Source organism: Rodentibacter pneumotropicus DSM 21403 (genome assembly GCF_000379905.1).
GTDB lineage: Bacteria > Pseudomonadota > Gammaproteobacteria > Enterobacterales > Pasteurellaceae > Rodentibacter > Rodentibacter pneumotropicus.
The window spans coordinates 1-25,749 of record NZ_KB904041.1 but is presented as its reverse complement, the minus strand read 5'-3'; the positions used below and the strand labels follow the sequence as shown (position 1 = coordinate 25,749).

At 36.1% G+C, this 25,749-nt stretch carries 30 protein-coding genes, 1 pseudogene and 1 riboswitch; of the genes and pseudogenes, 10 read left to right on the top strand and 21 right to left on the bottom strand.

The features are described from left to right. Positions 1-115: 115 nt before the first annotated feature. A riboswitch (molybdenum cofactor riboswitch) is annotated at positions 116-255 on the top strand. The 4 genes from moaA to moaE all read left to right on the top strand — a co-directional run bounded on the left by moaA (position 244) and on the right by moaE (position 2,479). Beyond that, positions 244-1,257, top strand: coding sequence for a GTP 3',8-cyclase MoaA (gene moaA / locus A3GE_RS0101605; RefSeq protein WP_018355535.1), 1,014 nt, complete (start codon positions 244-246; stop codon positions 1,255-1,257). Its footprint overlaps the riboswitch before it by 12 nt. 42 nt (positions 1,258-1,299) lie before the next feature. Further along, positions 1,300-1,776: a cyclic pyranopterin monophosphate synthase MoaC gene (moaC, locus tag A3GE_RS0101600; RefSeq protein WP_026215344.1), complete on the top strand. Its 477-nt coding sequence runs from the start codon at positions 1,300-1,302 to the stop codon at positions 1,774-1,776. Between the two features lie 3 nt (positions 1,777-1,779). Beyond that, the gene (gene moaD, locus A3GE_RS0101595) at positions 1,780-2,025 is read left to right on the top strand and encodes a molybdopterin synthase sulfur carrier subunit (protein WP_018355533.1); all 246 of its coding nucleotides are present in this window, start codon (positions 1,780-1,782) and stop codon (positions 2,023-2,025) included. 1 nt (position 2,026) lies between these two features. Beyond that, the gene (moaE, locus tag A3GE_RS0101590) at positions 2,027-2,479 is read left to right on the top strand and encodes a molybdopterin synthase catalytic subunit MoaE (protein ID WP_018355532.1); all 453 of its coding nucleotides are present in this window, start codon (positions 2,027-2,029) and stop codon (positions 2,477-2,479) included. Between the two features lie 44 nt (positions 2,480-2,523). On the opposite strand, the gene ftnA (A3GE_RS0101585) is transcribed toward moaE, so the two are convergent. From ftnA (A3GE_RS0101585) to A3GE_RS0101530, 12 genes are all read right to left on the bottom strand, one after another. Beyond that, positions 2,524-3,024, bottom strand: a complete 501-nt coding sequence (gene ftnA / locus A3GE_RS0101585) for a non-heme ferritin (protein ID WP_018355531.1) — start codon at positions 3,022-3,024, stop codon at positions 2,524-2,526. 10 nt (positions 3,025-3,034) lie between these two features. Further along, positions 3,035-3,523 carry a non-heme ferritin gene (ftnA, locus tag A3GE_RS0101580; RefSeq protein ID WP_018355530.1) on the bottom strand — a complete coding sequence of 163 codons (489 nt, stop codon included), beginning with the start codon at positions 3,521-3,523 and terminating at the stop codon, positions 3,035-3,037. An 854-nt stretch (positions 3,524-4,377) separates the two neighbouring features. Further along, positions 4,378-4,677, bottom strand: coding sequence for a hypothetical protein (locus tag A3GE_RS0101575; RefSeq protein WP_018355529.1), 300 nt, complete (start codon positions 4,675-4,677; stop codon positions 4,378-4,380). A 135-nt stretch (positions 4,678-4,812) separates the two neighbouring features. Then, positions 4,813-5,940: a type II secretion system protein GspD gene (locus A3GE_RS0101570; protein WP_018355528.1), complete on the bottom strand. Its 1,128-nt coding sequence runs from the start codon at positions 5,938-5,940 to the stop codon at positions 4,813-4,815. Then, positions 5,937-6,959, bottom strand: a complete 1,023-nt coding sequence (locus A3GE_RS0101565; RefSeq protein ID WP_018355527.1) for a zonular occludens toxin family protein — start codon at positions 6,957-6,959, stop codon at positions 5,937-5,939. The genes A3GE_RS0101570 and A3GE_RS0101565 overlap by 4 nt, the downstream gene beginning before the upstream one ends. Positions 6,960-6,963: 4 nt before the next feature. After that, positions 6,964-7,260, bottom strand: a complete 297-nt coding sequence (locus A3GE_RS0101560) for a DUF2523 family protein (protein ID WP_018355526.1) — start codon at positions 7,258-7,260, stop codon at positions 6,964-6,966. Positions 7,261-7,272: 12 nt separating this feature from the next. Next, a complete protein-coding gene (locus A3GE_RS10935; RefSeq protein WP_018355525.1) occupies positions 7,273-7,722 on the bottom strand; it encodes a hypothetical protein in 450 nt (149 codons plus the stop codon). Beyond that, the gene (locus A3GE_RS10930) at positions 7,673-8,665 is read right to left on the bottom strand and encodes a hypothetical protein (RefSeq protein ID WP_018355524.1); all 993 of its coding nucleotides are present in this window, start codon (positions 8,663-8,665) and stop codon (positions 7,673-7,675) included. The genes A3GE_RS10935 and A3GE_RS10930 overlap by 50 nt, the downstream gene beginning before the upstream one ends. Before the next feature lie 50 nt (positions 8,666-8,715). Beyond that, positions 8,716-8,949 (bottom strand): hypothetical protein, encoded by a 234-nt coding sequence (locus A3GE_RS0101550; protein ID WP_018355523.1) that lies wholly within the window; start codon positions 8,947-8,949, stop codon positions 8,716-8,718. Positions 8,950-8,967: 18 nt separating this feature from the next. Next, positions 8,968-9,228 (bottom strand): hypothetical protein, encoded by a 261-nt coding sequence (locus tag A3GE_RS0101545; protein WP_018355522.1) that lies wholly within the window; start codon positions 9,226-9,228, stop codon positions 8,968-8,970. Between the two features lie 85 nt (positions 9,229-9,313). Next, positions 9,314-9,640 carry a DNA-binding protein gene (locus A3GE_RS0101535; protein ID WP_018355520.1) on the bottom strand — a complete coding sequence of 109 codons (327 nt, stop codon included), beginning with the start codon at positions 9,638-9,640 and terminating at the stop codon, positions 9,314-9,316. A gap of 34 nt (positions 9,641-9,674) precedes the next feature. After that, positions 9,675-10,823, bottom strand: a complete 1,149-nt coding sequence (locus A3GE_RS0101530) for a phage/plasmid replication domain-containing protein (RefSeq protein WP_018355519.1) — start codon at positions 10,821-10,823, stop codon at positions 9,675-9,677. A gap of 149 nt (positions 10,824-10,972) precedes the next feature. Between A3GE_RS0101530 and A3GE_RS0101525 the strand changes: the two genes are divergently transcribed. The 4 genes from A3GE_RS0101525 to A3GE_RS0101510 all read left to right on the top strand — a co-directional run bounded on the left by A3GE_RS0101525 (position 10,973) and on the right by A3GE_RS0101510 (position 12,109). After that, positions 10,973-11,158, top strand: coding sequence for a hypothetical protein (locus A3GE_RS0101525; RefSeq protein WP_018355518.1), 186 nt, complete (start codon positions 10,973-10,975; stop codon positions 11,156-11,158). Next, the gene (locus A3GE_RS0101520) at positions 11,155-11,616 is read left to right on the top strand and encodes a hypothetical protein (RefSeq protein ID WP_018355517.1); all 462 of its coding nucleotides are present in this window, start codon (positions 11,155-11,157) and stop codon (positions 11,614-11,616) included. The genes A3GE_RS0101525 and A3GE_RS0101520 overlap by 4 nt, the downstream gene beginning before the upstream one ends. Before the next feature lie 85 nt (positions 11,617-11,701). Next, a complete protein-coding gene (locus tag A3GE_RS0101515; RefSeq protein ID WP_018355516.1) occupies positions 11,702-11,887 on the top strand; it encodes a hypothetical protein in 186 nt (61 codons plus the stop codon). Between the two features lie 12 nt (positions 11,888-11,899). Further along, positions 11,900-12,109, top strand: a complete 210-nt coding sequence (locus tag A3GE_RS0101510; RefSeq protein ID WP_018355515.1) for a hypothetical protein — start codon at positions 11,900-11,902, stop codon at positions 12,107-12,109. Here the strand turns inward: A3GE_RS0101510 and A3GE_RS10925 are convergent. The 7 genes from A3GE_RS10925 to mukF form a co-directional block, all read right to left on the bottom strand. Then, complete coding sequence (locus tag A3GE_RS10925) at positions 12,068-12,397, bottom strand: hypothetical protein (protein ID WP_018355514.1); 330 nt, start codon at positions 12,395-12,397, stop codon at positions 12,068-12,070. The two genes, A3GE_RS0101510 and A3GE_RS10925, sit on opposite strands and share 42 nt — an antisense overlap. A gap of 413 nt (positions 12,398-12,810) precedes the next feature. Then, the gene (gene sbcB / locus A3GE_RS0101500; RefSeq protein ID WP_018355513.1) at positions 12,811-14,232 is read right to left on the bottom strand and encodes an exodeoxyribonuclease I; all 1,422 of its coding nucleotides are present in this window, start codon (positions 14,230-14,232) and stop codon (positions 12,811-12,813) included. A 12-nt stretch (positions 14,233-14,244) separates the two neighbouring features. Further along, positions 14,245-15,120, bottom strand: a complete 876-nt coding sequence (locus tag A3GE_RS0101495; RefSeq protein WP_018355512.1) for an EamA family transporter — start codon at positions 15,118-15,120, stop codon at positions 14,245-14,247. 17 nt (positions 15,121-15,137) lie between these two features. Next, entirely contained in the window at positions 15,138-16,028 is an 891-nt protein-coding gene (locus tag A3GE_RS0101490) for a restriction endonuclease (protein WP_018355511.1), read from the bottom strand. A gap of 61 nt (positions 16,029-16,089) precedes the next feature. Continuing rightward, positions 16,090-20,613 (bottom strand): chromosome partition protein MukB, encoded by a 4,524-nt coding sequence (gene mukB / locus A3GE_RS0101485; protein WP_018355510.1) that lies wholly within the window; start codon positions 20,611-20,613, stop codon positions 16,090-16,092. Next, on the bottom strand, positions 20,613-21,371 hold the full coding sequence (mukE, locus tag A3GE_RS0101480; RefSeq protein WP_018355509.1) for a chromosome partition protein MukE: 759 nt from the start codon (positions 21,369-21,371) through the stop codon (positions 20,613-20,615). Before mukE ends, mukB begins: the two co-directional genes overlap by 1 nt. A gap of 67 nt (positions 21,372-21,438) precedes the next feature. After that, positions 21,439-22,773, bottom strand: coding sequence for a chromosome partition protein MukF (gene mukF / locus A3GE_RS0101475; protein ID WP_018355508.1), 1,335 nt, complete (start codon positions 22,771-22,773; stop codon positions 21,439-21,441). A 149-nt stretch (positions 22,774-22,922) separates the two neighbouring features. On the opposite strand from mukF, the gene ttcA reads away from it, so the two are divergent. Continuing rightward, positions 22,923-23,855: a tRNA 2-thiocytidine(32) synthetase TtcA gene (gene ttcA / locus A3GE_RS0101470; RefSeq protein ID WP_018355507.1), complete on the top strand. Its 933-nt coding sequence runs from the start codon at positions 22,923-22,925 to the stop codon at positions 23,853-23,855. Between the two features lies 1 nt (position 23,856). Continuing rightward, the gene (locus A3GE_RS0101465) at positions 23,857-24,186 is read left to right on the top strand and encodes a TusE/DsrC/DsvC family sulfur relay protein (RefSeq protein WP_018355506.1); all 330 of its coding nucleotides are present in this window, start codon (positions 23,857-23,859) and stop codon (positions 24,184-24,186) included. 74 nt (positions 24,187-24,260) lie between these two features. On the opposite strand, the gene A3GE_RS10920 is transcribed toward A3GE_RS0101465, so the two are convergent. Both A3GE_RS10920 and A3GE_RS12160 read right to left on the bottom strand, forming a co-directional pair. Continuing rightward, positions 24,261-25,259, bottom strand: coding sequence for a hypothetical protein (locus tag A3GE_RS10920; protein ID WP_018355505.1), 999 nt, complete (start codon positions 25,257-25,259; stop codon positions 24,261-24,263). Positions 25,260-25,302: 43 nt separating this feature from the next. After that, positions 25,303-25,749, bottom strand: a pseudogene (locus tag A3GE_RS12160) (hypothetical protein); the annotation flags it as partial.

Below are 25,749 nucleotides of genomic sequence, written 5' to 3'. Positions count from 1 at the left end.
AATCATTATATATTTTTTTATATAATTGATTTAAAAGAATTTACTGAATTTATGATGAAGTTCAGATGAATTCATTGTGTTTTTTCACAAGAATCTTTTAAAATACTAGAAATATTCTATCGCATAACTCCGAGCTTGTTTAGTCTAAGTTCTCAAGAATATGACGGCAATGCCAATAACGATGTTTGTTATTCAGGGATACGTTGGAAACGGCTTATCCTCTCCATTTTAGAAAGGTGTCTCATGCAATCAATTCCAATAAAAAACGTGGGAAGCTCGCGTTTAGTCGATGCATTCCAACGTACTTACTATTATTTACGGCTGTCAATTACCGATCAATGTAACTTTCGTTGTAACTATTGCTTACCAAACGGCTACCAACCGGAAACAAACAAGCCCGGCTTTCTCACTTTGAGTGAAATTACCCGTGTCGCACAGACTTTTGCCAATATGGGGACGAGAAAGATCCGTTTAACCGGTGGCGAACCAACTTTGCGTAAGGATTTTCTTGCGATTACTGAAAATATTGCTCAAATAGAAGGTATCAATCAAGTGGCTTTGACTACAAATGGCTATCGTATGTTAAAAGATGTTGATGTTTGGAAACGTGCAGGCATTACTTCCATCAATGTGAGCGTAGATAGCCTCGATCCGAAAATGTTTCACCAAATTACTGGTATTAATAAATTCGACGATGTAATACGTGGAATTGAAAGGGCATTTGAAGTAGGCTATGAGAAAATCAAAGTTAATTCGGTATTGATGAAAAATTTAAATGATATTGAATTTAATCAATTTCTTGATTGGGTGAAATATCGTCCGATTCAAATGCGTTTTATTGAATTGATGCAAACGGGAGAAATGGATCATTTTTTCCATCGTTATCATCTTTCCGGGCAAATTCTTGCTGATAAATTAATTGCTCAAGGCTGGAAACAACAGCAAAAAACATTAACGGACGGCCCGGCAAAAGTTTTTAACCATCCTAATTATAAGGGCGAAATCGGTTTAATTATGCCTTATGAAAAAAACTTTTGCGCAAGTTGTAATCGTTTACGGGTTTCTTCAAAAGGAAAGCTACATCTTTGCTTATTTGGCGAAGAAGGTATTGAATTACGTGATTTGTTACAATCTGATGAACATCAAACACTTTTACAAGCTCGAATTTTTGCTGCTTTACAAGGTAAACGTGAACATCATTATTTACACCAAGGTGATAGTGGTATCCGTAACCATCTTGCCTCTATTGGTGGGTAAGATTCAAAAACTTTTTCAAAATTAACCGCACTTTTTTAAATTATGACAACATTTACTCATATTAATAGTCAGGGCGAAGCCAATATGGTGGACGTTTCCGGCAAAATTGAAACGGTACGCGAAGCACGTGCCGAAGCCTTAGTTACAATGTCACAAGAAACATTATCTATGATCTTAACTGGACAACATCATAAAGGTGATGTATTTGCTACCGCCCGCATTGCCGGTATTCAAGCAGCAAAACGCACTTGGGAACTGATTCCATTATGTCATCCTTTGTTACTTTCAAAAGTGGAAGTCAGCTTAGAACCTTTAGTTGAAACGAACCAAGTTCGTATCGAATCCCTTTGCAAACTTACGGGAAAAACAGGGGTAGAAATGGAAGCCTTAACAGCAGCGAGTGTTACAGCACTGACCATTTATGATATGTGCAAAGCAGTGCAAAAAGATATCGTGATTTCACAAGTTCGCCTACTTGAAAAGAGCGGTGGAAAATCAGGTCATTTTTTAGCGGAGTAGTAGATGTTACATGTATTGTTTTTTGGTCAGACACGTGAAATTATCGGGCTAGATGAAATTAAAGTGGAAGGGGTATTTTCTAGCGCAGAAGCCTTACGCCAAAACCTTTCTAAACAAGGTGACAAATGGGCATTAGCACTGGAAAAAGGAAAACTGCTTGTGGCGATTAATCAAACTTTAATGCCACTTGAAAGTACTATTAAATCCGGCGATGAAATTGCTTTTTTCCCTCCAGTGACAGGAGGCTAATATGAGTGATATTAATATTTCTGTACAAGAAGCAGAGTTTGATCAAAACGAGGTTTACCAATGGCTTTCAGCACAGCATTCCGTTGGTGCGGTAGTTATTTTTGTGGGAAAAGTTCGTGATCTTAATTTGGGTGATGACGTGTCCAGCCTCTATTTGGAGCATTATCCAGCAATGACAGAAAAAGCGTTGAGGGAAATTGTATTTGAAGCCAAACAACGTTGGGATATTCAGCGGGTTGCGGTGATTCATCGTGTTGGGCTATTACATACCGGTGATGAAATTGTGCTAGTCGGTGTGAGCTCTGCACATCGAGGTAATGCTTATCAGGCCAATGAGTTTATTATGGATTATCTTAAATCAAAAGCTCCTTTTTGGAAAAAGGAACAAACCAAAAAAGGAGAGCGATGGATTGAGTCTCAAGACTCTGATAAAAAAGCATTAGAAAAGTGGTAAAACTAAAAAAAGCTCGGTACTCCCGAGCTTTCAATTTGAATCATTTAGCTTTTCAAACCAGCAAGATTACCTAAATCTTTATCGATTAAGAATAAGCCTTTACCATCTTCACCAAGAAGATTAAGTTTATCTAAAATACCGCTAAAAAGTTTTTCTTCTTCATGCTGTTCAGCTACGTACCATTGTAAGAAATTGAATGCTGAGTAGTCTTTTTCTTCAAAAGTGTAACCAACTAACTTATTGATTTTATTGGTGATCAATTTTTCGTGTTGATAAGTAATTTCAATCACTTCTTTTAATGATTTATATTCGTGAGGTGGTGCTTCAATCTCAGAAATAATAGCCAATGCGCCGGTTTCATTCAAATAAGTGAATAATTTGCGCATATGTTGCATTTCTTCTGCAGCATGTGCAGATAAGAATTTTGCCGTACCTTCAAACCCCTGTTGTTCACACCATGCACTCATCTGAAGATACAAATTAGATGAATAAAATTCTAAATTCATTTGATCATTTAATAGTTTTACCACATTTGCTGATAACATCTTATTTCTCCTATTCTAACGTTGCTAAATCACGATCGACGAAATATAAACCTTTACCATCTTCACCGACCAAATTAAATTTATCAATAATGCTACTAAATAATTTTTCTTCTTCATGCTGTTCAGCTACGTACCATTGTAAGAAATTGAAAGTAGAGTAGTCTTTATTTGCAAAAGTCACTTCAACTAATTCATTAATTTTTGAAGTAACAAGCTGTTCGTGTTCTAAGGTAATTTCAAATATTTCTTTTAATGATGTATAGTCATTTTTCGGCGCTTCAATTTTACCTAAAAGTGGCATACCGCTGGTTTCATTTACATACTGGAATAATTTATGCATATGTTCTAATTCTTCGTCCGCATGACGAAGTAAAAAAGCTGCTGCACCTTCATAACCATGTTTTGAACACCATGCGCTCATTTGTAGATAAACATTAGAAGAATAAAACTCCAGATTAATTTGTTCATTCAGTTTATTTGTAATTGCTTGATTAAGCATAACTAGCTCCTTTCCACTTGATTGATGAAAATAATGAATCTAAGACATTCTAGATAGATAAATGAGAATTTTCAATATTTTTTACATTTTATTTTTTATAAGTTATTAATTTTAAAAATAAAAAACAAAAGAAATTATTCTCATTTATAACCCTAATAGGATATAACAAATTAACACCTTCCTTATTATCTTATTTATTACTTTGAAACCGATTTTACTGAAATTTAGTTTTTAGCCATCAGTATATATTTTCAATAAAACTAGCCATTATTTTCTTAAAACTCAAAATTAGATCTATCTAATTTTTTCTTAAATAATAGAGTAGAAAAACAAACACTCAAAAGTGACATTATCTTAAAGTTAATTTAACATAATACTTATTATGCGAAATTGGTGATAAGGTGAGTGAAAACTACGGGTTAAATAAATCACAGAGTTACACACAGGTCACAAATACTAGTTAAACAAGACAAATAAAGCGGTTTTTAAGCGTTGTAACGGGTTTTTAAATCATTTTATTGACTAGGCAAAATGATTTGTNATCAGAATGTAAAGGTTTTTAGGTGGGTTTTATTCGGTTTTGGTGAGAAATTAAGATTTTTATTTTNCGGCAGGTGCGGCAAATATTCAGGGATTTTTAAAACTGACAGCACCGCAAAACAGTCAATTTTTCAAATTATATCGAGCAAGGTTTACGGGCAAATCCAGCCGGTTTGCCCTTCCATTTTTCGCAAGCGAAAAATAATTAGATAAAATGCCAATTTGTGACAATGTCATTATTAGAACCTTTTTCCCATAAAAAATAAAGCTACGTCCTCACATCGTTGCGAGCGTAGCTTTATTTTTTATGGGAATTAAATTAATCTAATGACACCATCTCTTTTGTAATAGAATTTGAATTGAGACAAAAAGTTGTATTCTTTTTGGGTAATATAGCTATTTTTTAAACAGAAACTTAAAAACTCTGACAAATAATCAAACAAGATAAAATCTTTTCTTCCTTCACACATGTCAGTATTAATATCCAATAATTTATCCCTTAAATCGGTATTGTTATTACTATCTAAAATACCTGTCAATGAAAAACATACAACAAAAAACAATGAAGTTCCTCCTAATTTTTCATCTAATTCGATAATACTATTAATACCCATAGAACAACAGGTTATGATAGAACTATCATCATCCCTTTGAAATTAAAATAGAGAAAATTCTTCATAGCATTCGTTTGACATTTACAACACAATCAAACCTGAATACTACCATACCTTTTTATAAAAAAAGGAAGATTAAATTTCCTTCACCTGAAGGAGTACTATAATATCTGTCTTTGTACTTGATTTTGACTTCCCTGTTAGCCAACCTTTTGGCAGAAATGAAAACCCTGTCTCCCCCTCTGTTAGTTTATTTTCAGCAAGTCCGCCGAGAACAATCACATCACCATTTTTTACTGTAACATCGGTAACAATATCTCGTTTTATCAGAGTTGGGGATTGATTGACGCCTGTATCAGTTTTAACAAAATTTGATAGTTGCTGTTGGATTTTCAAATCAATCGCTTGGTTTTTGATGGTCGGTTGAATATCAAAGATAACACCGGAAGAACGATATTCTATAGCCTGAATAGGTCTTCCATCTTGATAAGTGAGATTAGATAAAACGGGTACATCAGACCCCACAGAGAAATTTCCTTTTGAGCCTGATTTAACCCTTAAAGTTGGGCTACTCACTACTTGAAAACGGCTATCTGTGCGAAATAACTCTATCATTGCATCTAAATTACCAGCATTGACAGTGATAAAATTTTCATAGTTTTGTTTATAACCGATATTAATACCAAGTTTACCCGATAACAATTTCGCCAATAAATTAATGCCACTTCCCTCTTTTTCAATATCTTGTACTTCAAAGACATAACCTGTTACAACAACCTCTTTAGACTTTGTATCAACCGATTTTAATACACTTTTTGCTCTCGCTATCTCTTCATTTGTGCCATAAAAGACAAGTTTATCGCCACTGGCTGAAACTGAGCCTTCTCCTTGAACAAATTGGGCAAGATATTCAGTATCACGATGAACAGGATTATAAACAAAACTCTTCTTGACTATTTTCGCTGGTTTTGGCTCAACGTGGGTAATATAAACCACGCCTTTTTTCTCATAAACTTTGATCTTCATATTGTCAAAATAGCGTTCAATGAACTGATTAAAATCCTGTTTTTCAGTAGTATGAAAGCTAATTAATCTTGTATCCCCAGCTAATTTAGGATCAAGCATATAAGGTTTTTCTAATACTTCATCATAAATCGTTGATATTGCTTTAGGTAATGGCACAGCTTCTAATTTAAAATCAACATTTTTAGCAATTACAGACACTGACAAAAATGCGAAAAATATCGTTAAACAACGCTTCATTTTATTTCCCCTGAATAATAATTAACTAATTCACCATCAATTTTTCCTTCCAACATTCGACCACTAAAATTAAACGCATTTCTAGGTTCAAATCGTAGCCGACCTTGAGTATCAATGAGAATGACAAATTCTTTCCCCTCTTTTTTTAATTCTCCTGTTATTCGCCATTTTTCAGATAATTTAGGTGCAATATAAATAGGTGCTTTCACATCTACTGATGATAGGTTGTCATGCTGTAGTGATTTTTGTTCTTTGCCGTCAACTAATTTACTATGACTATTTGAAAAGAAAGATGCGAACCCGTAATACCCAAAGATAACCAAAACAACAATCAGCACTATCATTATCTTAAACTGAAACGATTTAAAAATATTTCCTCTATCATCAACAACATTTTCTTTACCATTATTGCCATCATAACTTTTGTATAATGGAAAAATAGATTTATCATATTTACGTTGTAGTTGAAGTGTTTTATTTGTTTTGGTAGTTTTTGCCCCAGTAAAAACATCTACTCTATAGCGACTTCTCATTCCTAATGCGGTTAATTTCGACATCTGATAAGTCATTTCAATACGATCTTTTATAAATCGGGGCAATTGGGAAATGGATTGATTAATTACAACCAAATCACAACATTCTCCCGTTATTTCGTGAGTAAAATGCCTATGTTCAGCCAAAAAAGAACGGTGATTTTCATGAATTTTATCACTTGGAAAAATACGCCAAACTTCATCAATACAAATGAGATCCCCAGCTTTACAAATGGTTTCATCTGCTCCTTTATAAGGGAAAAAATCAGCCCTTTGACAGGTTTCATCATCAACACTGATAAATTCACCTAAATCTTCAATCTTTGCCCCATTTGATACACAATAATCAACTAATTTTTGATGAGTTACACCTTCGATATTACTGACAATTCGGCGCCCTTTTCTAAAATGTTCTAAAATGACGGAACTGACAACTTCATAAGACTTACCACTTCCAGGAATACCAACATAAGCTAAAATTGCCATAAAACTATCCTATCACCGGAATTCTTCTAATAATAAATCTTGCAAGTATTGCTGAAATGTACAACGATATACCAAAAGGGATTTCTAATAATTCTAAGAAATACCATATATCATTCGGTAGATTATTAAATAATTGTTGGAAATTAATTTTTAAATTTTGAGGAATAAATAAATCAATAACAACAGGAATAAATTCAGTTGTAATATAAAACAAAGCAAAGAAAACAAAAAACTTTGCAACAAGTCCTTTAAAAACAAACCCTAACAAACCATTAAATAAACGCAATATTAAACTTCCCATATATTCCCCTCCCTATGCATTTAACAATCTTCTAATAGCTATGATTGACCAAATCAAAATAAATAAAGCTGATAATATACTTCTATTTTTCTCTAAAATTGGACAATGGCTATCAATTGTATAAGTATGACCTAAGGCGTTAAATGACCATGTTGGACAAGCTACACCTTTTTTCTGAATATGGATATTTTGTAATTCTGGGAAAAATTGTTTAAGTGGTTCTAAAATTTGGTATGCCGTAGGAGGCTCTAATTCTGGATAAATAGGATCTCCATAAGTTTCATTACTTGATGACGTATGATCATTTTTTGATGAACTGGAATTTCCTCCTGTTGAATTATTATTCTTTTTAGGATTATCAAACATATCTTCTTTATATTTGAAACCTAAAATATCATCTTTAGTTAATGTTTCATTCGGAATGACTTGAGATACAATTAAAGGAGAAAAAGCATAATCCATTATTTTCCTTTCTTCTTCGGTAATTCAATTTCATTAAATTATTAAGAAATATACTTATATCATCTGAAGATTTAATAAATGGTTTATTATTTGATAACCCTTTAACTAATACGCTACCATCAGATCCAGCAATCGCATTATATTTTTTCGTGATTTCTATTTCTTTTTTCTCTCTACTAAATGTTAATTTTGAAGAAAAACTGCCATCACAATCACCTAAACTACAATAAGAAATCGTCATGTCATATCTTTTAAAATCATTATTTTCTTCTTCTAATGAAGCAGATGACGTTACATTACTGACCACAAAAAGCGAATCATTTCTAAAATCTTCTTCTGATTTATCCAATGTACAATTTAAAACAACCTCAAAGTCTTGATTTTTACATTCTTTGTATTGTTCACTTTTCCAGAAAAAAATAATTTCATTCTCTTTCCGATAAACAAACATAGGTTGTCTTTCTGTTGGCTCATCATCTAAATAAAATTTTTCTTTCAATCCGGTATCCGGGTTATTTACCCACACATAAAACCCTTTTTCATCTTTCTCTGCTGAAGTAAACTTTTGAAATGCTTCATCAATTAAACCATCAACCAAAACATCATTAGCCCCCAAAGCCACACATGCCGTTACAGGATGTCTTTTACCCAATGCTAGTGCCGCACGACTTGATTTTTGAGCAATCGAACGTAATAGATTGGCTTTTTTTAATGCATTGGCGTCATCTAATGTCATAGGTAAATTTTTTGTTGCACTGTATGAAATATCAAACATTTTTTGCATTTTATCTTTTAACAAGATTTTATTAATGTTTTCTGTGGTATGCGTATTTGCATTGACAGTTGATGCAAATAAAATCAATAAAAAAGAAATCAGCCATCTATTCCACGAATAACAACGTAAGCACATAATAAGCCCGAAATAAAAAATATCATTTGCCAAGTCATTTTTATCCCCCTTATTAAAAAGGGAGCCTATAAGCCCCCTTTAATCTATGCACCTCGAACGGCTTTAATAATCCACTGCCCACCTTTCCAAGCAACCAATGCTCCAACAACTAAAGCAATAACACCAAGAACCGCCGTAATTGCCGTGCTAAAATCAATTTTTGAGGTTAATGATGTGTAATCAACTGATTGTGTTTCAGCCAACGCCATTGTAGAGGCTAATAAACCAGCTGTTGCAACAGCGACTTTTCCACTTGTCTTTTTCAAAAATTTCAACATAATGTTTTCCTTCTTTAACTATGCTCTTTTGATTGTTTCTATAATCATCCAACCGAATTTAGCAACAAGCCAAAAAAGCAAAGTGATTGAAAATGAAACAGCAAAGAATTCAGGGTAATACTCTATTCCTGCTGTTTCGCCCTTTGAATGTTCCACCTGTTGCAATTTAACTGCTTCAACTTGTGGGACTTTCAAAACCACATCATTACAACCATCAACACCACCGAAATTCATATAAGGATGACAGAATTTGGTTGTAATCTCTATTTCATTGCTCATAAATGAAATACCAAAAAATAAAAAATTATTAGAGCAAGGCTACAGCCAATAAAACTTGCACCAATCATTTGAATAAATTCACGCATTATTTCAATTCTTCTATAATTGAGCTTTCATCAAAATTGTACGTAATCCCCTTACGGCCATTTTCCATAGCCCATTCACGTGGGTAAACAAGAACCATAACTAATTTATCTTTTAAGCGGTTAATAGTATTTCTTAACACATCATTCATAGAACGATCATCAATCTTAATTTCTTGTATTGATGTATTATAGCCGCCATAACCATCAGGTTCTTGCAGTTGAACCCCCATATTGTGGCGCTCTCTGACTTCCCCTGTTTCGCGGTTAGTAAAAGATGATGATTTGTAGCCTTTTAATATGCCGACAATATAAAAACCGGTACGCATAATTGATTTCTCCTAATTGATGATGAAAAAATAATTAAACAACAAAACGTAACTGAGGAGCGTTACTTGGAAATTGATAAAAATCAGGTGCTTTAAACGGACGAACAATAATAGTTTCACAGGCTATAACTCTAACGGCTTGGAACTTCTCAACATCACAAGGGTTAGCAATATCAATACCTATTTTTCTTAATCTTGCTCTATGAGTTTCGTATTGACGAGATTTTAAACCTAGCTCTTTACCACTAGCCCATAACATTGCATAATATGCTGAAGTTGTCGCTTTTCTTAATGTATCTACAATCCCTTGAGAAACTAATTGTTCAGCAATAGTTTCTAAATCGTATTGACTTACATTTAACTTTTTATACATATCAATAAATTCCTTCTGTAAGTTTTCTAATACTGAAAAATCACTAATTCCCCAATAACACAAATTTTCACGCTGCAAATATCTAGATCTTAATTTTTGCTCAAAACGGACTACACCATTTTCTCTACAATATTCATAAACACTTTTGTAATATCTAAATTCTTTTGATTCTTCACCAAATTTGCGCTTAATCTTTTCATAAGAATGAATTCGCATTTCTTCATGTTTAATGTAGCAACTTGGATATATAAGATTTGCATTTCCTTTTTCACTAAGCCAATCAGTTGTACAACCATTTGTATGAAGTCTCCCAATAGAATTACGATAACGCATTTGAGATAAAGCTTTTAAAAATGTACGCTCATTATCCTGCCCAACAGCTTTATTTGTTGTAATATCAAGACGTTTAATAATTGCGCCATTTGAAAATTTTGAAACTTTAGAGCCATCTTCACCCTGACGATAAAAAATTTCTGTACAACGAGTAAAAATAGGTAATTTAAGAGAAGAAAGAATTGAATTAAAACAAGAAACACAGCTATCTACAGTATCGAAACCAAAAACATTCTCTACTCTACCCCATCTACTTGGATTCCCGGCCATTCTAATAATGGAACCGGATATTTTTATACTTACTTCATCACAATAACTACCTTTATGATGATACTTACCCGTAACTCTACTTTTTTGAATCTCACCACCTTCAGTGACAACCATTAAATATTGACCATAAATAGAGAGTAATAGATCTTCGGAAACTTCTATCCCAAAATCCTGCTCTATCTCTAACCAGTCAATAAATAAGCTCACAAAACCACCCTCAAGAAATAAAACTTTTTTTCTTAGAAATTAGATTTGACCAGATTATAATAATCTCATTTCTTAGATGTCAATAAAATAATTTCTTTTTTTCTAAGAAATGATATGATTTTTCATATTGATAAAGATAGGAATAAAAAATGCCAACTAAACATATTGATGATCTAACTTGGAAAAAAGTCCAAGAAGAACATGTTAAAGCTGTTGTGCTTACAAAAATGAGTATAAAAGATACCGAGATTCTTAAAATTTTAATTAAGAAGGGATTAGATAACATTACTGAAGATGATTACATCAATTTTGCAAACAAAAAGGAAAACAAATGAAATACTTCAGACTTTCTTACGATACTAGGCAGCTAAGTAGAAAAAATATTGAGCTTATCAATCAAACCATCATTAAAAAATTAGAAGAAAAGGGGTTCTCAGTTCCTGAAGAAACACAAATCACTCTTGATTTTCCTATCCCTAACTCATTGAATCACTATCAACATATATTCTTCTCTATTAAAAATAGTATCTATAACAATGAAAAAGAACTATTTTTCCGAAGAATGGCACGAGAATACTTTGAATTAATCAACTTAAATGTTGGCATTTCAAGAATGGGAACGTATGATTTATATTTAGATGAAGAGACCTATCAAAGAGAAGTTAAGCTAATCAACGATAATTACCTAATAGCAACAGCTGATCATGAAGATGAAAATTACATAAAATCAATTTTGGATAGTAATGAGTTTCTAAAAAATTGGTTAGAAAAAACAGGTCAATCACCGATCTAAACCGCAGAATATTGCGGTAAAGTTCGGGTGTAACAGAACTCCCGAACTTTTTATGAATAATTTTAACAACCAAAAGGAGGCTAATATGCCAAGTGATTACAAATATTTTAACAAAAACCAAGACCATGAATTAGAGTATGTGCTAAGAAAACATGAATTAAGAACTATTCAAAGAAATAAGGATACCCTTATTTCTTTAGTACCTAATAACTCAACACATGAAGAAGTGGATGAAATTATCCAAAAAAACATTTTAAGATTTGAAAAATAAAAGGAGAAATTTATGAGTAAATTTGAAGTTCACTTTGAACAACGTTATAGAAATCAACAGGGTAAAATTGAAACTAAAGAAGAAATGTACACTGCAACTTGCGAATCTGATGTTATTGCTGTCAGAATTGTAGATGACTACTATTCTACTATCTCAAAATTCAATGGCAAAGATGAAGTACTAAAACCATCTATCCTTAAAATCATCAAAATAAACAGCTAAATCAACGCCTATTAAAAAATCTCTTTTTGGTTGATAACGATACTTTCGGACAAAATCATTTAAATCAACAGGAACTGGTGAATTTGTCAGTTCCTTCAAAAATTCCCCTAAATGCTCCATTTGCTCAAATCTCGCTTGTGTCTGCTCTGCTGTTTCTAATCTGTCAAAAACAAAACGGATCTCAACCGTATCATAACTAAATCTGATGTGATGATCTGTTTGTTTCAAGAGTTTTACAGCCTCATAAAAATGTCGTGGAGTGATATGTTGAATGGTAATATTTGACATAAATTCANTAACTTATAATTTCGCATAACAGCGGATTATGTGTAAATTCTTGTGCGGAGCTTGCGCCATTATACCGCACTTCGAATTCAACATAATCCGAAAAATCATTATGCGAAATTAGTGATAAGGTGAGCGAAAACTACGGGTTAAATAAATCACAGAGTTACACACAGGTCACAAATACTAGTTAAACAGCACAAATAAAGCAGTTTTTAAACGTTGTAACGGGTTCTTGAGGTGTTTTATTGAATGATTAAAGTTAATGTCAGGATTTTGTCAGGACTATGGATGGTGAAGTTTTATCTTGAGTAATATAAACTTTTTATAAGGACTTAAAAAAATAAAAAAGCACACTCATTTTATGAATATGCTTCTATTTTTTGAAAAAGTTTTCTTGTGATACGGTCACTAAATTAATCCAATAATTTTACTCCATATTCGTAAACTTGCTGCAGTAAAAAAAGTTTTTCAGGGTTATTGGCATTGTCGTCGGAGAGCTTTCTCAAACTGTTCTCAAAATCACTCAAACTTTGTTCCAGTTTACGTTGACGATATTTCTGCCATTTTATTTGCTCTGCCCGTGTCAGCGTTTTATAGAAATTTCTGGCACGATAATGAAATAATAGACTCGGTATGCGTTTATCTTCAAAGGCTAAACCGTGTTCAACCAATTTTTCTGCCGGCAATTGGCGCAAAATAGACATATTATTTTTATCTGCATTACTGAAGAAGCCATTATAAAGCTCGGTTTCAACATTATCACTTTGCTCAAATTGACGTTCTTCGCTAAATATATCGACGACTTTTTCACGAATGTCAAAAGAAGCACGTAATTTAGCTAAATTTTCTAAACATAATTGGCGATCTATACCCAAACGTTCAGCATTTTCTGGTAACAGGGTTTTAGCGGGCGCAAGGATGGGACATTTATTAATATGTACGAGTTTTAACGGCACAAATGGCACTTCCCTTTCATCCAATTCGTTTTTTTTAGTATATAAATCAGCCCGTAATTCATCTGCACTTTTTGCCAATAAATTATCAATATTACCGCTCAAATCGCACACTATTACGGCATTTTGATTAGTTGGATGCCAAGCTAAAGGAGCAACCCATGTACAATTACCACGATAGTTACCAAGCATACCCGAAACATGAACGAGCGGCGTCATTTCTGCGGTATCAATGAGTTTTTCCACTTCTCTTTTACCACGATTTTCAAAGAAATATTGGAATAATTTAGGCTGCTTTTCTTTAATTAATTTCGCCATTGCAATGGTTGCATAAACATCAGCCATGGCATCATGAGCATTCTCGTGTTCAATTCCATTAGCTTTAGTAAGTTTCTCCAGCTTAAAACTTGGTATTCCGCTTTCATCAAATGCCCAATTTATTCCATCAGGACGTAATGCATAGCAAGCACGTACTAAATCCAATAAATCCCAACGGGAGTTGCCATTTTTCCAACTATATTCATAAGGATCGATAAAATTCCGATAAAACGTATAACGAGTCATTTCGTCATCAAAACGGATATTGTTGTAGCCCATTACACAGGTATTAGGTTGAGAAAACTCGGCTAAGATTTTTTCGGCAAATTCCGGTTCAGAAATCCCCTTTTCGTTACATTCTTGAGGTGTGATACCCGTCACCATCACAGCTTCCGGAGAAGGCAAATAATCGTTTGTTTGCTTACAATAAAGCATTATAGGTTCGCCGATAATATTAAAATCAGCATCTGTACGAATACCGGCAAATTGAGCCGGACGATCTTTAGATGGGCTTATCCCAAAACTCTCATAGTCATAAATAAAGAAGGTAAGGTTATTTGACATGATATTTCTCTTTTACGCCAAAATTTTATCTAAATAATATAAGCAAAAGATAGCAGTTAAACTAAAGATGATACCTAACCAGTTAATTTTACTTATCTTTTCTTTAAATACTAAAGCTCCGGTAATCGTACCAAGACAAATTACACCAATATTCATACCGGCAAAAACTAATGTTGGGTTACTACCAAAACTTTGATGTGCTTTAATATAAAAGAGAATATTAAAAAAATTTAGCACACCTAAAATCACGCCACCGATGACACTAGGTACAGTCCATTGTGTACGTTTTAGCAATAAGTAGATAAACATCACACAGGCGGCAAGAGAAAACGAAATAAATAATGTAGCTGAAAATGCCCCACCACTTTTTGCGACCTGTTTGAATAAAATATCAATAATGCCATAACCAAACCATACACCGATTAACCCGAAAACTCCCTTAAAATTGACCGCACTTTGTCTATGGTTTGGTTTCGTCAGTAAGCAAAGCAGTCCTATAAATGCCAAGAGAATCCCGACTATTTTTGATTGGCTCAATGTTTCGTGGAAAATTAAAAATGCGGCCAAAATCGGCAAAAATAATGAGAGGCGTTGTGCTGCGTCAGAGCGAACAATGCCCGCAAATTCCACGGCTTTCGACATAATAATAAACACGCTCGGCAATAATAGCCCTAGTGCGAAGAAAATAGGAACACTATCGCTTTGTGCGATGTAATTCGTAAATTCCAGCCCTTTGAAATCCGGTTTTAACAAAAAATAGCTCAACGACAAGGCAACAATGTAGTTAAAGGCAATAGCTTGCTCCACAATGATATTTTTCTTGCGTGCGATTTTGAGCAACACAGAAACGGACACACTGAATAAAATAGCGAGTATGAGATTATACATAGACTTCTCTTATCAAATTATTCTTCAAAAAAATCACGATCAATTTCACAAAGTTCAATAGCTTGTTTTACATAAACACCAACTTTATGTTTGATCATAAGTTCAGATAATTGATCACCATTAATTAAAATAATGACTAAATTTTGAATATTCTGAGCATATTGAATAGCTTCTCTAGTGAAATCAGAAGTAGTAATAAATACGCCTTTTTGTGTAGGTTTGTCAGAAATAGCACCAACAAATTTTTGAATTTCAGGGCGAGAAACTTTTCCTTCCCAACGCTTTGCCTGAATGTAAATCTTACTTAAACCCAATTCATCTTCACTGATAATTCCATCAATCCCTTCATCCGCACCTTTTGTAGTTAAAGATGTATAGTTATTCGTTCCATACCCCATTTTATTTAATACTTGTAAAACTAGGTTTTCAAAAAATCTTGAATCTTTATTGTGAATTTCTTCTAGTAAATTACTTTTTAGCGCTGTTATCAATTCAAGATAAATATCATCTACTCTTTCATTTGGCGTTTTTTCTTGAAGAATTACTTGAATTTCTTTTTTATTCTTGAATTTAGCTTCCCTACTATGTATTTCTTGATACCAGTTTTCAAAGAGTTTTTTATCTTTGGAAATTGAGAAACCTAATTCTGTTATTTGGTAAATTCCACGAGATACTCTTGATAAAAGCCTTTTCCCTTCAGGCATGTTGTTTAGTGCAGATAAATAAGTGATAGCCCAATTTGCCCTATCTTTATAGAGTGCTTGCCCTGATTTTATTTTTTCACTCATCTGTTGTTCACTTAAAGAAAAGTGCTGTGTAATAAATTGATATACATCATTGCGAGAATATTTTTTACGATCAGAAAACAATTTCAAAATCGGAAACATCATTTCTTTATACGTTTGCATATTAGTTCCTTAACAAAAAAGTGCGGTCAAAAACAGGCTCATTTTTAACCGCACTTCTCCTCTATTCCGTTGCGCCAAACCCACGTAATCCAACTACGTGAACATGTTCTTGGTTTCCTGAAATTTTACGTACCAGTTTATAGGTCGTTCCTTTTTCCGGGCTAATATTTTCTGGTGCGGCAATCAATAATTGCATATCTAACCGTTCGCACAGTTCAAATAAAGTGGAAATGGACTTGCCGTCAAGACGTGCGGCCTCATCAAGGAAGAGTAAACGACAAGGTACGATATCTTTACCACGAATGCGACGGCTTTCTTCTTCCCAGCTTTGCACCACCATTAATAGGATCGACATCCCTGTACCAATTGCTTCACCGGTCGATAACGCCCCACTTTCAGCCCGTAACCAACCATCTGCACCACGGAAAACTTCTACTTCCAATTCAAGGTAATTACGGTAATCTAATAATTCTTCACCAATGGTTTGCGCCGTGCGTTGCCCCATATCAATATGCGGATTAATACGCTGATAGAGTTTAGCCATTGCTTCTGAGAAAGTAATGCGGTTGTCATTAAATAAATCTTGATATTCATCTTGCTGACCGGAGAGCGCATCTAATAACATCGCGTGCGTATCACGAATATTGACGACTAGGCGCACAGATTTTACCTGACCGAAAGCGATATTTTGTAAACCTTGGTTCAGCATACGAATACGGTTTTGCTCACGCTGAATGGTTTTACGCATAATATTAGCCACGCTTTCAGAACTAATTGCCAGTTTTTTCTCACGACCGGTAAGTTCCGCCGTTAGGCGGGAAAGCTCAATTTCCATTTGTTCAATTGCATCAATCGGATCATCAGTTTTTATGATGTCTTGGCGGATACGTTCACGCAAATGTTGATATACTGCAATAAAGAACCGCACTTTATTTTCCGGTTTACGGCTATCTTCCGAGGCACGTAAGCTATCACGTAAATATTCGTTGTCTGCTACAGCAGTACGTAACGCACCCAGTGCCTTATCCGACATTGAACGGAGCTCATCGGCAGATAAATAAGCGAGCTCTCGACGATTCAAGCGTTTCTCCACATCAGAATGACGAGACAAACGCAATACAACACACCAACTCACTTTTGCAGCGATAATCAATTCCCGTTGGGTTTTGTAATCACGTTCTGCTTTACGAATTCGACGATTTAAGTTTTCACTTTCACTTTCAATTAAAGTCAGCTGTTTTTCCACATAGGTACGACGTTGTCTGCTGGTTGAAAGTTGTTGATGTAATTCATCACGGCGAATACGGGCTCGCTCTTCCGCCCCTTCATCGGCACGCACACCCAGTTCGTCAATTTCACTAATGAGTTCTTTTAGTAGCTGATTTTTGCTCTCATAAGAACTTTGTAACCCAATAAACACCTGATTGTATTGTGCAAATTGGGCTTGTTTTTGACGAAGCTGTTCACGTTGAATATCACGCTGCGATTGTATTAATTCTAAACGTTTGCGTAATTGTTCATTTAATTCTGAGGTTTCCGCTTGGCCCGCCTCTTCATAAGCAAAATGATGTTTGCGTTGTACCACATCAGCCAATGCAAAAACACGTTGTTGTACTTGTTTTTGGCGATCAATGGCTTGCGTTAATTCATTTTTTAATTCTTCATAATGTTCCGGATCGCTTTGTAAGCTATTGGCAATCGGCTCTAATTGTGACAACGTCGCTCCATATTGACGAACAAATAATTCATCTTGCTCCGCAATGTCTAATTGCTCACGACATTCTTCAATACGATCAATCAAATCTTCATCTGCCAATACACTTAATTGTGGAATTAATTTATTAAGCAGCTGCATTTTTTCCTTTGCGCTGTCTAGTTGAATACGCAATTGCTGCTCACCACTATTAAATTGATTTAATTCACGATCAATTTCATTGCGTTCACGATTGATTTCCGCCATTAATTCTTCCGGATTAGGCTGGAACGCAAGGGCTAAATGTAAACCGACAAATTGGCTGAAATGTTCGTGTAAACGTTGGCATTTTTGTACATCAAAAGCGATTTGTGCATAATCTTCTGCAACTTCATCACGTTGAGTTTGTAAGGTTTCCAAATGTTTCTCACGTGCGGCACGACCAAATAGCGGAGTTTCTGGGAATTTAGAATAACGTAATTCGCGTGCCGATACTTGCACCACTACGCCAAGCTCAAGCTCTTGGGCGGATAGCACACTGTCATCGAAAGCGGTCGGATCACCCTCAATTAAATAAAGATCATCCGGGCAATCATCAAGTTGTAGCAATTGTTCCCGCACAGCATTTAAATCACGAACGACAATAGCATGTCGTGCCGGACCATAGAGTGCGGAGAAATACGGTGCATCTTCAATCGGTACATCATCATAGAGTTCGGAAAGCAATACACCGCCAAAACGTTCGGCAAGGGCATTCAAACGAGTATCTTCAGAACCATCAGGCTGGCTTAAGCGGGAAATTTGCCCATCTAATTGTTGGCGTTTTTGCTCAAGTTGATCACGCTGCATCGTCAATTCGCGTTCTTTCACGAGTTGCGCCTGCATAAAATTCATCACATCCTGACTATGCTGAAAAGTCTCACTACTCTGCTCTTCCAAACGCTCTAATGCAGCCTGAGCGGTCAGCCAAGCCGGTGCTTTACGTGCATTTTCATCATAAAGTGCGGTTAAATTTTCACGTTTTTGACGAAGTATTGAACGCATTTCCACCTGTTCGGAAAGATCAGCTGAAAGCTCATCGACTAAAGCTTCTTGCTCTGCATGATAGGCTTCTAACTCATCGGCTGTTTCTAAATTTGAATCTGCCCGATGATTAAAATCATTCAATAATTTGACCGCACTTTGTTGTTGGGCATAACGTTGTTCCAATTCGTTCAATTTGGTACGAAGCTGTGGCATTTGTTGTGCCTGCAATTTTTGACTTGGGTATTCACGTAATAATTCTTTGGCACTTTCCCAAGCAGCAGAACGCGGTATATCACCGGCAATTTTACAAACTAATTGGTAAGCCTTATCAAATTGGGATTTTGCCGCCTCAGAAATAGACATTTTATGTTCCAATTCCAATACTGTTTCCGTCAAGCTTTCTGCATGGGCTTCAAACTCTGCGTGATAATCCGAGACATTTCTTACATTCAGATCGGCTAAACCGCATAAAGTTTTCGCCTTTTCTAAAGCTGTAATAGCTTGTTGATATTGCAATGCGCGTGTTTGTTGAGCATCCAATGCCTGCTGATAATCGGCAAGTTGAGTACGAACTTCATCAATTTCAATTTCCGTTTGTTCAAACTGGGCTTGGCTTTCTTCTAACGCCTCATTCGCATTTTCTACGACGATTTTTTGTTCTTCTAAACGTTCGGAAAGCTCCGCTACATCTTCTTGATAACGTGAAATTTTTTCTTGATGGCGCAAAGCATTCAACACAAGATTTAAATGATCTACAGCACTCTGATGATCCACTTCCAAAGTGTGTTCATTCTCTGCAAGTTCGGCGACTTCACGGCTTAAATCGATTAAACGATGTTGCGACAAATTCTGCTCTGACTTGGCTTTATACCATTCACGGCGAAATTCTAGTGCAGCTTCAATATTACCACGGCGTTCGTTCGCATTACGCATATAATCCGATGCCACATAATTTGTGGTTTCGGTGATTAAATGTTTGAATAAATCACGATCAGATTGGGTAACTTTAATGGCTTCCAGCGTCATACGGTTTTCACGCAATGCGCTTTCCATATCTTGGAAGGCTTTGCGTACACCTAAATTTTCCGGCAATAAATAATCACGTAAAGAACGGGTAATGGCGCTTGAAATACCACCGTATAAGGAGGCTTCAATAAGTTTATAGAATTTACTGCGATCCGATGCAGAGCGTAAGCGTCTTGGGATAATCCCTAAGTCGAACATCATTCCGTGATAATCGGTGATAGAATGATATTGTTTAAACTGCGCACCAAGATTTTCAATTTTATCTTTAAGTTCGTTTAAATTCAGTACGCGTGCTTGACGTTCACCTACTGTCTCGGTGAAAAGTGCGGTCGGATTTTGCGATAATTCCACACCTTGAATAGAGAAGGTTTTTAAATCGACTTTTTTGTCACGTCCGGCAACTTGTTGTAGCCGAACGCCCACAAGAATGCGTTGATGACGGGAATTAACGGTATCCAATACCGCGTAACAAACCCCCGGACGTAATTTCCCGTGTAACCCTTTATCACGTGATCCACCCGTTGAACCGGCTTCTGTTGTATTGCGGAAATGAAGTAAGGTTAAATCCGGAATGAGCGCAGTAACAAAACCTGCCATAGTGGTTGATTTTCCAGCACCATTACCACCTGATAGCGTAGTGACCAGCTCATCTAAATCAAAGGTGCGGGCAAAAAAACCATTCCAGTTGATTAAGGTTAAAGATCGAAATTTGCCACGTTCAACATCATGATTGATGATTGGCATTGACGTAACAAATTGACCTTCTTCCGCCTTTTCAATGTCTTGTTCTCGTGATTCGTTCGGAGCAATATCATTTTTCAATTCTAATACATCAGACATTATTCTTGTTCTCCTGCATCATCAAATTCTTCTTCAATTTCAACCGCACTTTCCCCATCAATTTCTTCAGACAGAGTTTCTGTATTTGCCAGTACTTGTTTTTCAAGTTGTAAAGATTGCGGTGTGGCGGCTTCCCCATCCCGAATTAAACGGGCTTGCGCTTCCAACGGATCATCACCGGAACGCACTTCTGCCCCAAAACGGAAAACAGACTCGGAGATAGTAAATTTGCCGCTATTTTGTTCCCCCACTGTATGAATCATTCCCAAACGGCGTAAGCGACCAATTGCGGCACGCACTTTTTCAGCTAATTTTTGTTTATCTAAATCAGAACCGCTTGAACGTTGATTAACCGCTTTTAATAATTTACTTTCATCCGCCAAGTTTAATAATTCATCATAAACTTCCTGCGTACTAAAAATGCCCTGCTGAGCCAAACGTTCCGGACTTAAATAGAGATAGCAGAGAACCTTCCCTACTAACATTTCCAATTCGGAAAGTACCGAACGGGCAATAAGAGTGGTTGCCTTAGGGCGTAAATAGAAAAAGCCTTCCGGCGCACGGATAAGCTCCACATTATAGCGGCGATAAAAACCGTCCAACTCGTTTTGGAAGTCCATCAAAAAGGCGTGATTATCAAGCTGTTCCGTGCTGATATGGCGACCTGAACGCAAAAGGCTATCCACCGTAGGAAATAACGGATTCGCAATCGCTATTGCAAGTTTTGGGGAAATTACATCTTGAAGATTATCTGTCATGGTTTATTTCTCTTACTCTTTATCCTATCGCAAGGATAATTAAATCTCTTTTAAAATTGACCGCACTTTAATACTTATCAATCACGTGAGCTTGTACCTCAGCACCTTGCTCATTAATTTCTTTCCAATTCGCATAAATTCCGGATAAATCATCGTTTGCGATCCCTAAACGTACCGCCTGATCTACAATAACGCGTGCCACATCAAAATGGCGGGAAAGCGGATAATTTTCGAGCTGTTCACGAAGAACTAGGCTTAAATCAATCGGGCGATTATTTTCACGGTATTCAATCAACAGGTTTTGCATATGGTCAACAATCTGATCATGTAAATCCGCTAAAGACTCATATTGCAACTCTTCCGGTAATTCACCGAGTGCATCATCTTCACGGAGAACCATTTCTTCATCACGTAAATCAGCAAGGCGATCCGCTTGTGCTGCCCATAAAAACCAAGGGTGATCAAAATAATGATGAATGGACTGACGTAAGCGTTGTGAAAAAACACGATTTTTATCCATATCAATGGCTGTACGGATAAATTTATGCACGTGGCGATCATAGCCAATCCACAAGTCAATAGCTTGTTGTCCCCAACTGATAATGCGGTCGAGCTTTGATTGCAAATCGGTAATTAATTGATCAATAAAATACAAATCATCACGCCCAATAACACAATCTTGAATCCGTAATAATTGGGCTTGCAGTTTATCGCCGGCAGCATTTAGCGTATCTTGTAATTCACGCAAATTGCCTGATGTTTCATCTAACAAACGTTCACAACTTGAAATCGCCGCTTGCCAATCTTTGGTTAAAAGCTCTGCAATTTCTTCTTTAATACTTTGTTGATTTTCATCCATGATACGCTGCGAAAGATCAATGCTATCAAAAATTTCAGCAACCGAATATTTCAACGGCGCAAATACATTTTTACGCCAATAATGCTCGCTTTCATTATTTTGAGCGCCTTCCTCGGCAGAATTGGATGCCCGCTGTATTTCATCGGCAACAATGGAAAGTTGCACGGAAAGCCGTAAAGTAGAAAATTCACGTTGGCGAATATAATAATCGGACACACCAGCACCGAGCGGTGTTAGACGATAAATCGCCAAGCCTTCCGTAAATTCGCTACTAAAACGATTCAATAAACGTTGTTTAACCAGCTCATTGATCGCGTTATTGGCACGGGTGGAAATTGCATCGCCGGATTGATCAAAAGCATTGATCGTATGGCGAAAAATATCCACAAGATCGGCTTCTAACATTTCACCGTCTAGCCGTTCATTATTGTAAATGGCAATCGCCAACAAAAATACCAAACGCTCGGTGGATAAATTTAATGAAAACTCGCGTTCTTTTGCCCAAGAGACGAGTTCGGGAATGGTTTGTGAAGTCTCAATCATTGAAATGACAACGCGTTAAAATTGAACAAAAAACTGTGGCAATTATACAGGAATTTTTACAGATCTTAAAAATCTTCTTTTGAATTGACCGCACTTTTAGCATTTTTCACGTATAATGTGCCCTTTTCATCAATAATCAAAAATACAGAATGATCGAATTAACCCAACAAGAAAAAAAACAAAGCTATAATTTTAATAAATTACAAAAACGATTGCGACGTAACGTGGGAAATGCGATTGCGGATTTCGGTATGATAGAAGACGGCGACAAAGTGATGGTGTGTTTATCCGGCGGAAAAGACAGCTATACGCTTTTAGACATTCTGTTAAATTTACAGCAAAGTGCTCCCGTTAAGTTTGATATTGTGGCAGTGAATCTTGATCAAAAACAACCGGGCTTTCCGGAACATATTTTACCGACTTATTTAGAAAGTATTGGGGTAGATTACAAAATCGTGCAAGAAAACACCTACGGTATTGTAAAAGAAAAAATTCCGGAAGGTAAAACCACTTGTTCACTCTGCTCTCGCCTACGTCGTGGTATTTTATATCGTACGGCAACGGAATTAGGCGCAACAAAAATCGCCCTCGGTCATCACCGCGATGATATGTTGGCTACGCTCTTTTTAAATATGTTTTACGGCGGAAAATTAAAATCTATGCCGCCAAAATTGATTTCAGACGATGGGAAACAAATCGTCATTCGCCCGTTGGCTTACTGCAAAGAAAAAGATATTGAGAAATATGCGATTGCAAAAAAATTTCCGATTATTCCTTGTAATTTATGCGGCTCTCAACCGAATTTACAACGCCAAGTGGTAAAAGAAATGCTTAATACTTGGGATCGCCAATATCCGGGGCGTTTAGAAACTATGTTCAGCGCAATGCAAAACATCACGTTGTCACATTTATGTGATCCGAAACTCTTTGATTTTAAAGGTATTCAACACGGACAATCATTAGAGGGTATTGAAGGCGATACGGCATTTGATGAAGAACGAATTGAACCAATGCAATTTGACAATGAAGAAAGCGGTGATTTTTCTGATCACGAAATGATTAGTTTTAAACAAGTTGAATAAAATGATTGAAATACAAGGAAAACAAATTGAAACCGATTCATCCGGTTACCTCGCCAATACTGACGACTGGAATGAAGAGGTTGCCAAAGCCATTGCACAGCAGGAAAATATTGAACTTTCGCCTGCCCATTGGGAAGTCATTTATTTTGTGCGGGATTTTTATCAAGAATATAATACCTCACCGGCAATCAGAATGCTGGTGAAAGCCATGGCAGACAAGCTCGGCACAGACAAAGGAAACAGCCGTTATTTGCAACGCCTTTTCCCTGAAGGTCCGGCAAAACAAGCCACAAAACTCGCCGGCTTGCCAAAACCGGCAAAATGCTTATAAATTCTTTGATTAACTTAATTGGGTAATTGTGCCGTCCTATTTTTAAAACAACCTTAAAGTGCGGTCAATTTTCACTAAATTTTATTATCCATTTTTAATTCAGCCAGTTGTTGATTAACACTCTGCTGTTGGCGTTGCACGGCTTCAAACCAGTGTTTTTTACTGTTTTCGGTGCGTTTTTTCCACGCTTTTAATTCCTCATCAATTTGTTTGTCCGCCAGCTTTTGGTTAAAAGGCATTCGGAAAAGACTGCCCACGTTAAACAGGAAAATTAACGGATTGAGCCAAGGGAATTTATACCAACGTCCCACATATTTTAGGCTTTTCGGGTTTTCTTCACGCACAAAATCCCGAATGGCACGCAAAAGATAACGGTTATGCTCAAGACTTGGGTTCGGGTAGCAACCGTACATTAAAAAAGGCAGCTTCCCTGCTTTATTGGGAATGCCGATTTGTAAAGAATAACGTCCCGTTAGGCTAAAAGGATAAAGCCCGTAAAGGTTATATACGATACCGCTTAACGGATCGCCCTCTTCCGGTATGAATGCCAGCCAATATTCTTTGCCTAGATGTTGTTGATAAATCACTTTTTTCTTGCGGTTAATCCGAATCCCACGAGGGCGTGGCGGGAAAAGAATACAAAGGAGTAATAACGGCCAGATAATATGGAAAATAGGGCGAATTAAACGTAAGCTGTCTTTATCTAAATACTTTTGCCTATATACCTCATAGTCATCTAATTTCACATTTGGGTATTTTCTTTTGAAACCTTCTCTAGACATTACACTAAGTTCTATATCATATATTTTTTTTATGCTCTTATCTGGGTTAAAAGCCCATTCAAAATCATATTTAATCGCCTTGATTTGATTATCAAAGGGTCTAACTCCGTGTTGAAAATCAATAAAGGCAATCACGCCTAAAATCGCCAAAAAAATCAGGCGGATCATTCCTCGTGGAAAAGCGTCTAAAATTAAGTGTCGGACCTCCAATTCATCTTGATTTACCCGACGAATGGAATAACCCAAGGTGTAAGTGCGGTAAAAATGAAGCCATTTTTCGAGGAGTTTCATTGGATTCCTTTAACTAAAATCATAAAAGTGCGGTCAATTTTCACTAAATTTTATTATCCATTTTTAATTCAGCCAGTTGTTGATTAACACTCTTCTGTTGGCGTTGCACGGCTTCAAACCAGTGTTTTTTACTGTTTTCAGTGCGTTTTTTCCACGCTTTTAATTCCTCATCAATTTGTTTATCCGCCAGCTTTTGGTTAAAAGGCATTCGAAAAATACTGCCCACGTTAAACAGGAAAATTAACGGATTCAGCCAAGGGAATTTATACCAACGCCCCACATATTTTAGGCTTTTCGGGTTTTCTTCACGCACAAAATCCCGAATGGCACGCAAAAGATAACGGTTATGCTCAAGGCTTGGGTTCGGGTAGCAACCGTACATTAAAAAAGGCAGTTTCCCTGCTTTATTGGGAATGCCGATTTGTAAAGAATAACGTCCCGTTAGGCTAAAAGGATAAAGCCCGTAAAGGTTATACACGATACCGCTTAA

Bases quoted from the DNA above. Each gene is read 5' to 3' on its own strand.
- moaA (WP_018355535.1), top strand. From the start codon at position 244: ATGCAATCAATTCCAATAAAAAACGTGGGAAGCTCGCGTTTAGTCGAT.
- moaC (WP_026215344.1), top strand. From the start codon at position 1,300: ATGACAACATTTACTCATATTAATAGTCAGGGCGAAGCCAATATGGTG.
- moaD (WP_018355533.1), top strand. From the start codon at position 1,780: ATGTTACATGTATTGTTTTTTGGTCAGACACGTGAAATTATCGGGCTA.
- moaE (WP_018355532.1), top strand. From the start codon at position 2,027: ATGAGTGATATTAATATTTCTGTACAAGAAGCAGAGTTTGATCAAAAC.
- ftnA (WP_018355531.1), bottom strand. From the start codon at position 3,024: ATGTTATCAGCAAATGTGGTAAAACTATTAAATGATCAAATGAATTTA.
- ftnA (WP_018355530.1), bottom strand. From the start codon at position 3,523: ATGCTTAATCAAGCAATTACAAATAAACTGAATGAACAAATTAATCTG.
- A3GE_RS0101575 (WP_018355529.1), bottom strand. From the start codon at position 4,677: ATGGGTATTAATAGTATTATCGAATTAGATGAAAAATTAGGAGGAACT.
- A3GE_RS0101570 (WP_018355528.1), bottom strand. From the start codon at position 5,940: ATGAAGCGTTGTTTAACGATATTTTTCGCATTTTTGTCAGTGTCTGTA.
- A3GE_RS0101565 (WP_018355527.1), bottom strand. From the start codon at position 6,959: ATGGCAATTTTAGCTTATGTTGGTATTCCTGGAAGTGGTAAGTCTTAT.
- A3GE_RS0101560 (WP_018355526.1), bottom strand. From the start codon at position 7,260: ATGGGAAGTTTAATATTGCGTTTATTTAATGGTTTGTTAGGGTTTGTT.
- A3GE_RS10935 (WP_018355525.1), bottom strand. From the start codon at position 7,722: ATGGATTATGCTTTTTCTCCTTTAATTGTATCTCAAGTCATTCCGAAT.
- A3GE_RS0101550 (WP_018355523.1), bottom strand. From the start codon at position 8,949: ATGTTGAAATTTTTGAAAAAGACAAGTGGAAAAGTCGCTGTTGCAACA.
- A3GE_RS0101545 (WP_018355522.1), bottom strand. From the start codon at position 9,228: ATGAGCAATGAAATAGAGATTACAACCAAATTCTGTCATCCTTATATG.
- A3GE_RS0101535 (WP_018355520.1), bottom strand. From the start codon at position 9,640: ATGCGTACCGGTTTTTATATTGTCGGCATATTAAAAGGCTACAAATCA.
- A3GE_RS0101525 (WP_018355518.1), top strand. From the start codon at position 10,973: ATGCCAACTAAACATATTGATGATCTAACTTGGAAAAAAGTCCAAGAA.
- A3GE_RS0101520 (WP_018355517.1), top strand. From the start codon at position 11,155: ATGAAATACTTCAGACTTTCTTACGATACTAGGCAGCTAAGTAGAAAA.
- A3GE_RS0101515 (WP_018355516.1), top strand. From the start codon at position 11,702: ATGCCAAGTGATTACAAATATTTTAACAAAAACCAAGACCATGAATTA.
- A3GE_RS0101510 (WP_018355515.1), top strand. From the start codon at position 11,900: ATGAGTAAATTTGAAGTTCACTTTGAACAACGTTATAGAAATCAACAG.
- A3GE_RS10925 (WP_018355514.1), bottom strand. From the start codon at position 12,397: ATGTCAAATATTACCATTCAACATATCACTCCACGACATTTTTATGAG.
- sbcB (WP_018355513.1), bottom strand. From the start codon at position 14,232: ATGTCAAATAACCTTACCTTCTTTATTTATGACTATGAGAGTTTTGGG.
- A3GE_RS0101495 (WP_018355512.1), bottom strand. From the start codon at position 15,120: ATGTATAATCTCATACTCGCTATTTTATTCAGTGTGTCCGTTTCTGTG.
- A3GE_RS0101490 (WP_018355511.1), bottom strand. From the start codon at position 16,028: ATGCAAACGTATAAAGAAATGATGTTTCCGATTTTGAAATTGTTTTCT.
- mukB (WP_018355510.1), bottom strand. From the start codon at position 20,613: ATGTCTGATGTATTAGAATTGAAAAATGATATTGCTCCGAACGAATCA.
- mukE (WP_018355509.1), bottom strand. From the start codon at position 21,371: ATGACAGATAATCTTCAAGATGTAATTTCCCCAAAACTTGCAATAGCG.
- mukF (WP_018355508.1), bottom strand. From the start codon at position 22,773: ATGATTGAGACTTCACAAACCATTCCCGAACTCGTCTCTTGGGCAAAA.
- ttcA (WP_018355507.1), top strand. From the start codon at position 22,923: ATGATCGAATTAACCCAACAAGAAAAAAAACAAAGCTATAATTTTAAT.
- A3GE_RS0101465 (WP_018355506.1), top strand. From the start codon at position 23,857: ATGATTGAAATACAAGGAAAACAAATTGAAACCGATTCATCCGGTTAC.
- A3GE_RS10920 (WP_018355505.1), bottom strand. From the start codon at position 25,259: ATGAAACTCCTCGAAAAATGGCTTCATTTTTACCGCACTTACACCTTG.